This window comes from Accumulibacter sp. (assembly GCF_029255145.1).
Taxonomy (GTDB): domain Bacteria; phylum Pseudomonadota; class Gammaproteobacteria; order Burkholderiales; family Rhodocyclaceae; genus Accumulibacter.
On sequence record NZ_JAPUVQ010000149.1, the window covers coordinates 20,529 to 29,792 of the forward strand.

General features: G+C 61.8%; 11 protein-coding genes and 3 pseudogenes. 9 read left to right on the forward strand and 5 right to left on the reverse strand.

The genetic code is table 11. The annotated features are described in order from the left end of the window. Positions 1–334 precede the first annotated feature (334 nt). Entirely contained in the window at positions 335–493 is a 159-nt protein-coding gene (locus Q1L50_RS19475) for a hypothetical protein (protein ID WP_300341975.1), read from the forward strand. An 86-nt stretch (positions 494–579) separates the two neighbouring features. Then, on the forward strand, positions 580–708 hold the full coding sequence (locus Q1L50_RS19480; RefSeq protein ID WP_300341977.1) for a hypothetical protein: 129 nt from the start codon (positions 580–582) through the stop codon (positions 706–708). A 651-nt stretch (positions 709–1,359) separates the two neighbouring features. Here Q1L50_RS19480 and Q1L50_RS19485 read toward each other — a convergent pair. From Q1L50_RS19485 to Q1L50_RS19495, 3 genes and pseudogenes are all read right to left on the reverse strand, one after another. Beyond that, positions 1,360–1,571 (reverse strand): annotated as a pseudogene (locus Q1L50_RS19485) (VapC toxin family PIN domain ribonuclease); the annotation flags it as partial. Positions 1,572–2,344: 773 nt separating this feature from the next. Continuing rightward, positions 2,345–2,456: pseudogene (locus Q1L50_RS19490) on the reverse strand (transposase); the annotation flags it as partial. A 166-nt stretch (positions 2,457–2,622) separates the two neighbouring features. Beyond that, positions 2,623–2,886 (reverse strand): hypothetical protein, encoded by a 264-nt coding sequence (locus Q1L50_RS19495; protein WP_300341979.1) that lies wholly within the window; start codon positions 2,884–2,886, stop codon positions 2,623–2,625. Between the two features lie 168 nt (positions 2,887–3,054). On the opposite strand from Q1L50_RS19495, the gene Q1L50_RS19500 reads away from it, so the two are divergent. The 6 genes from Q1L50_RS19500 (at position 3,055) to Q1L50_RS19525 (ending at position 6,986) form a co-directional block, all read left to right on the forward strand. Then, entirely contained in the window at positions 3,055–3,645 is a 591-nt protein-coding gene (locus Q1L50_RS19500; protein ID WP_300341981.1) for a YiiX/YebB-like N1pC/P60 family cysteine hydrolase, read from the forward strand. A gap of 588 nt (positions 3,646–4,233) precedes the next feature. Next, entirely contained in the window at positions 4,234–5,034 is an 801-nt protein-coding gene (locus tag Q1L50_RS19505) for a class I SAM-dependent methyltransferase (protein WP_300341983.1), read from the forward strand. 217 nt (positions 5,035–5,251) lie between these two features. Further along, complete coding sequence (locus Q1L50_RS19510) at positions 5,252–5,896, forward strand: alanyl-tRNA editing protein (protein ID WP_300341997.1); 645 nt, start codon at positions 5,252–5,254, stop codon at positions 5,894–5,896. A gap of 134 nt (positions 5,897–6,030) precedes the next feature. Continuing rightward, positions 6,031–6,423, forward strand: a complete 393-nt coding sequence (locus Q1L50_RS19515) for a hypothetical protein (protein WP_300341985.1) — start codon at positions 6,031–6,033, stop codon at positions 6,421–6,423. A 66-nt stretch (positions 6,424–6,489) separates the two neighbouring features. Beyond that, positions 6,490–6,765, forward strand: a complete 276-nt coding sequence (locus tag Q1L50_RS19520; RefSeq protein ID WP_300341987.1) for a hypothetical protein — start codon at positions 6,490–6,492, stop codon at positions 6,763–6,765. A 5-nt stretch (positions 6,766–6,770) separates the two neighbouring features. Further along, on the forward strand, positions 6,771–6,986 hold the full coding sequence (locus Q1L50_RS19525) for a hypothetical protein (protein WP_300341989.1): 216 nt from the start codon (positions 6,771–6,773) through the stop codon (positions 6,984–6,986). Between the two features lie 33 nt (positions 6,987–7,019). Here Q1L50_RS19525 and Q1L50_RS19530 read toward each other — a convergent pair whose 3' ends face one another. Further along, positions 7,020–7,343 (reverse strand): hypothetical protein, encoded by a 324-nt coding sequence (locus Q1L50_RS19530; protein WP_300341991.1) that lies wholly within the window; start codon positions 7,341–7,343, stop codon positions 7,020–7,022. A gap of 118 nt (positions 7,344–7,461) precedes the next feature. Here Q1L50_RS19530 and Q1L50_RS19535 point away from each other — a divergent pair, with 118 nt between their 5' ends. Then, a complete protein-coding gene (locus Q1L50_RS19535) occupies positions 7,462–8,970 on the forward strand; it encodes a MarR family transcriptional regulator (protein ID WP_300341993.1) in 1,509 nt (502 codons plus the stop codon). Positions 8,971–9,025: 55 nt separating this feature from the next. On the opposite strand, the pseudogene Q1L50_RS19540 reads toward Q1L50_RS19535, so the two are convergent. Continuing rightward, positions 9,026–9,264 (reverse strand): annotated as a pseudogene (locus Q1L50_RS19540) (transposase); the annotation flags it as partial.

Below are 9,264 nucleotides of genomic sequence, written 5' to 3' on the forward strand. Positions count from 1 at the left end.
CCTGTCTGTGCAGCGTCGGCCTGGCCCAGGCAGCCGTGCCGATCGGCCTTGCCCAGGGCCTCCTGGCCGGTCGCCCGAGCCGGATGGCCGCCGTCCACGACCCGGCAGACCGTCTGCTGGTCAGCGGCGAAGTCTGGCCGGGCAGTCACGGCGTCCTCGATTTCGATCCGCGCGCGAGCGCGCCCCGACCGGCTGTGCACTCGGCCAGGCGGCGCCTTCTCTCCCCCTTCCGCTCCCCCGGGCCCGGGCCGTACCAACACGAGCTGCGCCGGTCGAGGCCCGGACGCTGTCGATCCAGCCGCCGATCGTCGGCGGCGATCGCTTCATCGCGCCGATGAAAAATCCGCTGCGCGAGATCGATCGATGGCTGTTCCTGATCGAAGCGTGGAGCACAGCCAGCGAAGCCTGTAGCGAACCGACCGGAAGCTGGACTACCGTTCATCACGCGTCGATCTTTTTCATCCAGCCTTCGATCTTGCCGATCCAGACCTGAACCTTTTTGATCCAGCTCTGGCTCTTGCGCAATCATCGTTCCATGGCGCGCATTGAAGCGTCGATGCGCGCCATCGATGATGATGAATGTTGTTCATCGAACCTTCGACCGTAGCCATCGATCCGCCGATGGCGACGGTGGGAGACTGGATGATTTTTGCCGGGACGTGGATCATTTCGACCGAGGCTCTTATCTCGCCGATCGACGGCCGATAGTTCGCGATCGAAGGCCGATACTTGGCGATCGCCGGCCGGGCCTCGCGCCGCCATCGTCGAATGACGACGCCTCGGCATCGTCCTCGAAATCAGGAATCAATCATCCAATCAGGCGACGCTTGGCGGCCTCCTTGGTGGTCGAACGCGCAAAGACGTTTCGCCCGTGGTGGAATTGGCGAGCGCCCCCCGGGGTGTCGTCAGGCGCCCTTGCGCCAGACCTTCCAAGGCGACAGCCGGAGCAGCAATGGACTCTCGCTGGGGGGATGAGCCGGCCCTGGCCGAAGCGGCTGGCGGCCTGGCGGTCGCTGGATCGGGTTGCCGCGAACGCTGGCAGACCATCCCGCGGAAACGGCAAGCTCGCCGCAACGCCAGCTTGCTCGCTGGTTGCGGCCATCGCCCTCGCCGAGAGCGGCGCGGTGCCGTGCTGCCCGAGCGCGTCGAGCGGGCTCCACAGGTCGTCGTCGAGCGCCGACCGCCGACGTCGCCACTAAGCGCATGGGTCCGTTACCGCCGGCTCGGGGAAAGCCGTCACCCGATCCGTCGCACCCTTGGCGTCGCTGATCGGGGTTGTAAGCCGGAACCTCAGAAAATTCCGTCAACCTGAGGAGGGTGGAACGAGAAGCTGTGCCCTCCGCAGGCATCTGGGCATCACTACGCTTCCCACGGATTGATGACGGCGATGCTGGCGGCCTCAGAGGGCGCTGCATCGCGATGAACCCCCGCGAGGCTGCGATCGCGGCGATGTAGCCGTCAGCGGTCGGGAATCCTCGCCCGCCGGCCTTGGCCTTTGCGGCCAGCTCGCCATAGCGCCGTGCTGCATCGATGTCGAATGGCAGCACCCGATCCCTGAACAGTCCCATCAGACTGCCTCGGTTGGACCGGACAAGCCGCCAGGCATGACTGAGGATCTCTTCCCGGCTGATCTTGTCGTAGAGAGCGTAAAAGCGGTAGGTCGGTTCTTGCTTTGCCTTGGCGTAAAGCTTCCTTTGTGGCGTCCTGATCGTGTCTGGGGTGGTTCGCGACATGGCAATCCCTCGATCCTCCGCTCTTCGGTTGCACGAACAAAGTAGGGCCCCTTCCGTCGACCGGGGTTATGTTGTCCCGCGATCTCGATCGGTACTGTGACCCCCTCCGACTCGCGCCTGCGGCCGCTGCGCGTTCGTTGCCTTATACGCAGCGGTCGGTGGCCTCCCCACCCCCGCAGACGGGTCTCCAGCACTGGGCAATAAATCTTCGAGAACATGCCATCCCTGCCACCCCGGGAGTCGATTGACGCCACTTCCGTTATTCCAGCGCCCATCCAACGGCCTTCCCCTTCTCACCACAGGGTCGGCTTCTCCATATAATGTACGAGGCTACTCATGGGTTCACTTGCGTTACGGCCTGCTCTCTTGCTGTCGGGAAACTCACAACCCGTGTCACCACGACGCCGCTTCCTCATGCTACCGGGGCGTACGGACAACGCCCCGGACGGGACTTCAACCCGCTAGACTTACTGCTGTTACTGCGAACGGTCAGGTCTTTCTGTTTGCCCGCGAGAGTTGCGCTTCCGGCCTCGGGCAGGCACGATGAAAAACAACCTGCTTGGCGCTGACCCAGGTTGAACAGCGGAGACATCGTCGTCAGCGCCCTGCCTTTTCAGCAAGCCGCGGTAGCGAGCCTTGGTGAATCCGAACTGCCGTTTCATCACGCGGAACGGGTTGTTCGACCTTGGCGCGCACGCTGGCCGTGTACGCCTCGAGTTGGTCGCGCAGGAGGTGGATTTCCCGCGTCTGGCGTCTTGTCGAGCACTCTGCGCTAGCCCGGACGTATGGCGACATTCCAGCGTACATCGGGGTTGGCTGGCTGCGGCCGCCGCCGATGCACCTTTCATGCCTTCCGAGTGATTATGGGTCACCACCTTGGCATGCTCTGTCAGCGAGATTGCGTCGTCAAGAGATCGGCCGAGCAGGCCGACTGGGGTAACGCGCACGGCGGCGCGGTCGGCAGCGCCAGCCTGGGCTGGCGTGCCTGTCTCCACGGCTGGGGCGAGCTGTTGCCCGGGTTTTGATTCACCTGATCCTGCAACTCCTTGACGTCGTGCAGCAGTCGCTTCGATACTTCCAGCAATAGCCCGGCCGGCAGCTTCTTCAACCAATCGTCGTCCATCTTGAACAGACCATGCTTGCTCAGGCGCATCCGGTCGTGGCTGTCGTGTCGTTGTCAAGGTCACGACTTATGCCGCAGAAGCATGGTGTTTACGGCGTTTCTTAAGAGGGAGTGAGCGGTTGCCTCTCGTTGGCACCGTCATGGTCGTGTTCTTTGACGATCTTCGCGCCGACTTTTTTCCCTTGAATGGAGCCTCACGTGGCCGATCCCCTGGGCATCAAAGCCGTCGCCAAGTTACCTATCCTCGACTACGATGAAGCTCGCGATCAGCTGCGGACCGGCGACATCGTTTTCTGCTCGGGCACCTATCTTTTCTCAAGAACCATCCAGTGGTTTACCAGATCCGTCTGGAGCCACGTCGGCATCATCTATCGCGACGACAATCTGCTGCGCATCTTTGTTCTGGAAAGCGAGACCGCCATCGGGGTTCGCCTCGTTCCCTTGTCCAAGTACCTTCGTGATTATCACGGCAGGAACAAGCCCTACAAGGGACGTATCCTGATCGCCCGGATCACGCCGGAGCCGGACGACGAGAAGCTGAAGGCGGTGATCAGCTTCGGCATGGATGAACTCACCAGACCTTACGACAATTGGGAGATCTTTCGCATCGCGATGCGCATTCTGTTCAGGCGGGGCCGCAAAAACCGCGACCGCAAGTACATTTGCTCCGAATTGGTCTACGAAGCGTTTCGCAAGGCAGAGGTCTCGTTCAGCTTCCGCCGAAACTCGATCAGCCCCGACGACATCTGGAAAGACGGGCGCGTGGTGATGAAATTCCGCATCATGTGACGGTGCTCACACTCGGCCCGGTTGCGCAGCGCTTGCCGCCGCGTGCCGGCGGGCACGTAGCAATAGCGCCAAGTTGATCATCAAGGCACCAAAATGCGGTGCTTACCGCCATGCGTTAGCCTATCGCCCCTTCGCCGCGTCAATGGTTCGCTTCGCCAGGCTGCACAGGGTCACAGCCTGCCATTGACCCGGCTACCGGGCTCGTCGCACGAACGCCTTGACAGCAAGACGCATGCCCGAAAACGCGACACCGCCAAGTCTCTACGGAAACTGGCCGCCACCAACACCAGGGCCTCCGTGCTCGTGCCTGCAGATTGAACCACGCTTCGCGCGCCGTGTCCGGCAGCACCTGCAAGCAAGAAAGCCGGATTCAGTGAACGGTCATCCCCGGGGTTCTTGAGGAGTTGCTCAGCCCTCTTCTATCCAGCTGATCTGCAAGACTTTTGTCTCAAGGTAGGGCCATTGCCCTAAACCCATCTTGATGCAGGAAAGCGCTTTCGATAGTATCGGGCAAGGCGATTGGCTTCACGCGATGTGGCAGGCAAGCGGCGCGCGGCGAGCGCGAATGACCTTCAGGAGGGCTTGTTGATGGCTGGTCTGGGAGCACACTATTCGGCCCGCGACATCGAGGCGCGAATCCTGGCGGCCATCCGCGCGGCCGGTCTGAATCCCGAGCAACACCTGTCGCCCGAGGAACTGGGGGCGCTTGACCATTTCCACACCGGCGGTCTGCGCGCTTCGCTCGAATTGCTGGAAGTGGCCCAGATCCGGCCCGAAGACCGCGTTCTCGACATTGGCGCCGGGCTCGCCGGCCCCGCCCGGCTGATCGCTTCCGCGCTCGGCTGCCGCGTCGACTGCATCGAAATGTCGCCCGATTTCTGCGCCGGCGCGGTCCTGCTGAATCGGCTGACCGGCCTCGACGACCGAATCGAAGTGCACCAGGGAAGTGCGCTCGACCTGCCCTTTCCCGACGACTCGTTCGATGCCATCTGGATGCAGAATGTGGGCATGAACATCGCTGACAAGCAGCAGCTCTACGGCGAAATATACCGGGTGCTCAAGCCGGGCGGCCGATACGCCTTCCAGGAGATGGCCGCTGGCGAGGCGACGACGTCCTATTTCCCGCTGCCGTGGGCCACCGACCCGGCCGACAGCTTCCTGGTTTCGATCGCAGAGCTGCACGCTGTTCTCGGCAAAAACGGATTCGTCGCGGAACTCTTCGAGGATACCAGCGACGCGCATTTGAACGCGCCGACCGCAGACGCCGCACCGAGTCCGCTGACCTTGGGGGTATTTGTCGACAATCTCGCGCAAAAGGCCGGGAACGCGCTGCGCAGTCTTCAGGAGGGCCAGATCCGGCTGGTCCGTGGTGTCTTCCGGGTGCAATGAGCGAGCGCGCAGCCGACGGCACTCCCGAGCGCTTGCTGCCACCCGCAAGGAGGTTCCGGGGTCGTCGATCGTTCGTGATGTGCTGGACTCGATTGGAACGGAAAATGGCAACCGCCCTGGCTTTCCCGGTTTCCCGGCGCGCCTACGGGCAAAACGGCCTCACCCGGGAATTCACGCCATGCAAGATCCGGAGAGCGGAAAGCCGGAGATGGGCGCCATGACGGAAAAAGCATTCTGGTCAAATCCGTATGCAAGCCGACACGCGACGGTTGTCGCCTCGGTGAATCAGGCGGAGGTCACTCTCCATTCAACGATCTTCTTTGCCTTTTCCGGCGGCCAGGAGAGCGATTGCGGAACCATTGGCGGCTATCCGGTGATCTCGGCCAGGATGGTGGAGGCTCGTGAAATCATGTATACGCTGCCGCTGGATCACCGCTTGAACGCTGGGCAGGAAGTCGCCATCGAGATCGATTGGCGCAGGAGATACCGACTGATGCGGCTTCACTTCGCCGCCGAGCTGGTTCTCGAACTCTTCTACAGGAATCTTGATGGTGCCGGGAAGGTCGGCGCCCACATCGGGCAGGACAAGGCGAGAATCGACTTTGCCTGGCCAGAGAGTGTCTCGCCATTGTTGCCACGATTCGCCGAAGAGGCGAACCGAATCGTCGACGCCGACCTCGAAATACGGACCGGCTTCGACGACGCCACAAGCGAACGTCGCTACTGGGAGATTGAAGGGTTTGCGCGCGTCCCGTGCGGCGGCACCCATGTCAGGCGAACCGGCGAAATTGGTCCGATACGCTTGAAGCGCAACAATATCGGACGCGGCAAGGAGCGTGTCGAGATCTATCTGGCAGAATAGCGGCATAGCCTCGCCCGACCATGGCGTCCCCAGGAAGCGCTTGCCGGATGCCGCCGCTGCCCGGGCGTGTGCTGGCGGCGTTGGCCGGACGTGGTGCGCGTTCAATGCTTGGCCCCTCATGGAGAGCCCTTTTCATGTCCCCGCTCGAAGCCAGGAAGATCATCGACGCTCTTGCCAACGGCATCGACCCGGAGACGGGCGAGATCCTGCCTGAGCAAAGCACGTTCAACAATCTGCAGGTGATTCGCGCGCTCTTCGTCGCCGCGAAGGCCCTTGACAACGCTGAACGGCGTGCCGAGCGTGACAACTCGCTGCCCGGCAACGCCGGACGTCCCTGGTCCGACCTTGAGGACCAGCAGCTGCTGGCCCTCTTCGACGCCGGCAAGCCGTTCCAGGAGATCACTGCCAGGCATGGCCGCACGCCGGGGGCGATTGCCGCTCGCCTGGTTCGTCTCGGAAGGATCAAGGACCGTACCGACGTCCACGTCCGTTCCCGACCGCCCAATTCACCAGACGCTGCACGATGAATCCGCGCTTGTTGCCCACCGCTGCGATCGATTTCGGAGCTTCCTTGCTTTCCGGCCGGTCTTTGCGTGAACATTGAACCGCTCTCCTCGCTTGACGAAGTGCTCCCCTTGCTTGCGGGCTGCGACCTGCCGGTTGCCGACCTGACGTCGTCACCGTCGCCATCGTACTTTTTCGGCGTTCGCGCCGCTGGCGCGCTGGTCGGTGTCGTCGGCCTGGAAATCTTCCAGTCCATCGGCCTGCTGCGGTCTCTGGCGATTCGCCGGATTTCCGAGGGCGCGGCCACGCGCGCGACCTGGTGCGCTTCGTCGAGCGTCTTGCTGCCGCCCGCGGGGTTGAGTTGATCTTCTTGCTGACCACCACCGCCGAGGCCTGGTTCACGGCGCTCGCTTACACGGCCATTGCTCGGCAGCAAGCGCCAGAGGCCATCCGCGCCACCCGCCAGTTCTCGACGCTCTGTCCTTCTACGTCAGCCCTGATGTCGAAAACTGTCGCCACCGGCACCGTCGCTTCCGGCGCTCAGCTTCCGTCCGCTGAAATTGCCAAGAGCAATGAAAGCCGATAGTCGGCTGCCGGTCGCCGCAACCCGCGGGCACCGTCATCGGCCAACTCGCCTGCGGGAGTCGTTGATATGAACAAGCTGGATCCATCGTGCGGTCTGACTGCGAACCAGATTGGCACAATCAAATTCAAGATAAGGCAGGCGATACATCAGAAACTGCCCGAACTTCCGGAACGTGAGGAGTTGAAGCTGTTTTTTCAGGGCTGTGGCGCGTACACCTACAGCTGGCTCCTGCTGGAGCAGGACGCCGTCGATCCTGTGCACCGGCTCCACATCGAGGTCGACGTAAAGCTGAAGAAGGAGTTCTGCCACTACCCGCTGCGCGCGCGCCACACCTTCTCGTGCCGACTTGAACTGCAAGGGGAGACTTGTCAGTCGGTCAAGTCGATCCGTGAACCTAAGCCGGCTGAGCCGGAACCAAACAGGTTAAACGTGGGGTCGCAGTTAAGACGAGAGACCGGAGGCGATCATTACCACGATGTTGACAGATCGATATCACGAGCGGCTTGCGGGGACACTGTCCTGCTACGATCGGGTAGTGATTACGGGGACGTTGCCGGGGGCGTGCTACGCGGCGGGGATAACGAGTTTTCTCAGCGCCAAGCACATCCGCATCTTTGATTACCCTCGCTTTGCCGAGCCTCTGCGTGAGCGCATCCGCGCCGGAGCACAAGCGTTGGCAGCGGCCCAAGGTGTGCGAATCGAGCATGTCGCCAAGGCAAGTATTCGCAAGGAAGAGGTGGTTGCCGCCGTGATCAAGCGGCGCGGCGATCATCCGGGCCTGGTGCATATCCTCTCCGCAATGGAAGCATGCAACGCCTACGAGCCCTGGCATGACAAGCGCAGTCACCAGACTTTCCTGCGCCACACCTCGGGCAAGTGCCTGCACTACTACTTCTACTTCATCGATGACACGCTCGGACTGATTTACCTGCGGGTGCCAACCTGGTGTCCGTTTCGGCTCCAGTTCTACTGCAACGGTCACAGTTGGCTGGCGCGGTCTCTGACGGCGGCAGGCATCGGCTATACGATGGCCGACAACGCCTTCATTCGTCTCCATGACTGGGCACGGGCGCAGCAACTCGCCGATGCTTTCTCGCCGGACACCTTGCATGCCATTCTCGATCGCTACGCCGAGCAGTGTTGCCCGGTGCTCGACGTCTTCGGCCAGCGTTATCACTGGAGCTTGATGCAGGTTGAATACGCCACCGATCTGGCGTTTCGCTCCGATGCCGTCATGAAACCGCTCTACGACGAACTGTCGCGTCAGGCGATCTTCTCGGTCAAGGCCGAGCAGGTCGCCAGCTTCTTGGGCAAGAAGACCACGCCGCAACTCGCGCAGGAAATCGGCAGCGGCTTTGCCACACGCATTGAAGGCACCTGCGTCAAACATTACCTGGGCAAGGTGTCGGTCAAGATGTACGACAAGTTCGAGCGCGTGTTGCGTCTGGAAACCACGACCAATGACGTCTCCTTCTTCAAGCACCACCGCAAGGTGGAACATCGGGACGGTCACCAGTCCCGCGAAATTGCGCCCCTCAAGAAGACCATTTACAGCCTGATCGATCTGTGGGAAATCTTGCTGGGCTGCAACCGCCGCTACCTCGAATACCTCTCCGCGCTCGACGATTTTTCTGCCGGCGACCGCAACCTGTATCGCCTGACCAGCCCCAAAACCGTCAATGGTAATACGCTCAAGGGCTTCAACTTCTTTGATCACACGCAGCAAGTGCTGCTGCGCGCTCTGCAGCGCCCAGCGTTCACTATCGGCGGTATCCGCCGCGCTGATCTGATGCACTTCCTGCCCCACCTCTCGGCGTCCGCCATGACCCGCTATCTCTGGCGCCTGCGTCAGTTCGGATTGATCAAGAAGGTGGCCCACAGCTACCGCTATTACCTCACCAGGCTCGGCCGCAGCGCCATCGCAGCCGTTTGCCGTATCACCGAACTCACCCTCGTGCCGGCCCTCGCCGGAACCGCCACGTGACAAAGTTTGCTCACAGAATGTGAAGAGTTGAGTGATAAGGGACTAGAATCCTCTGTTAGCCGCTTCCGACCGGCAAGAAAGGCGGAGGCAAGCCGAGGTGTCGAGCGTTGTTCGGTCTCGCGTCGAGGATTTTGCTGACGATGTAGCGGACCAGCGCCGACCATCGGCTAGCTTTCGGCAACTGAGGCGCAGATGCCAGAACATGGTCAAGACCCGCGCGGATATTGGTGATCATGGTCTTGATCTGATCGCCTGCCGCATGGGAAAGCGTGAGCAGCAGACGCGACTGACCGG

What these genes read in the sequence shown, in the direction of transcription:
- Q1L50_RS19475 (WP_300341975.1), top strand. Translation starts at nt 335, where the DNA reads ATGAAAAATCCGCTGCGCGAGATCGATCGATGGCTGTTCCTGATCGAA.
- Q1L50_RS19480 (WP_300341977.1), top strand. Translation starts at nt 580, where the DNA reads ATGTTGTTCATCGAACCTTCGACCGTAGCCATCGATCCGCCGATGGCG.
- Q1L50_RS19495 (WP_300341979.1), bottom strand. Translation starts at nt 2,886, where the DNA reads ATGCGCCTGAGCAAGCATGGTCTGTTCAAGATGGACGACGATTGGTTG.
- Q1L50_RS19505 (WP_300341983.1), top strand. Translation starts at nt 4,234, where the DNA reads ATGGCTGGTCTGGGAGCACACTATTCGGCCCGCGACATCGAGGCGCGA.
- Q1L50_RS19510 (WP_300341997.1), top strand. Translation starts at nt 5,252, where the DNA reads ATGACGGAAAAAGCATTCTGGTCAAATCCGTATGCAAGCCGACACGCG.
- Q1L50_RS19515 (WP_300341985.1), top strand. Translation starts at nt 6,031, where the DNA reads ATGTCCCCGCTCGAAGCCAGGAAGATCATCGACGCTCTTGCCAACGGC.
- Q1L50_RS19535 (WP_300341993.1), top strand. Translation starts at nt 7,462, where the DNA reads ATGTTGACAGATCGATATCACGAGCGGCTTGCGGGGACACTGTCCTGC.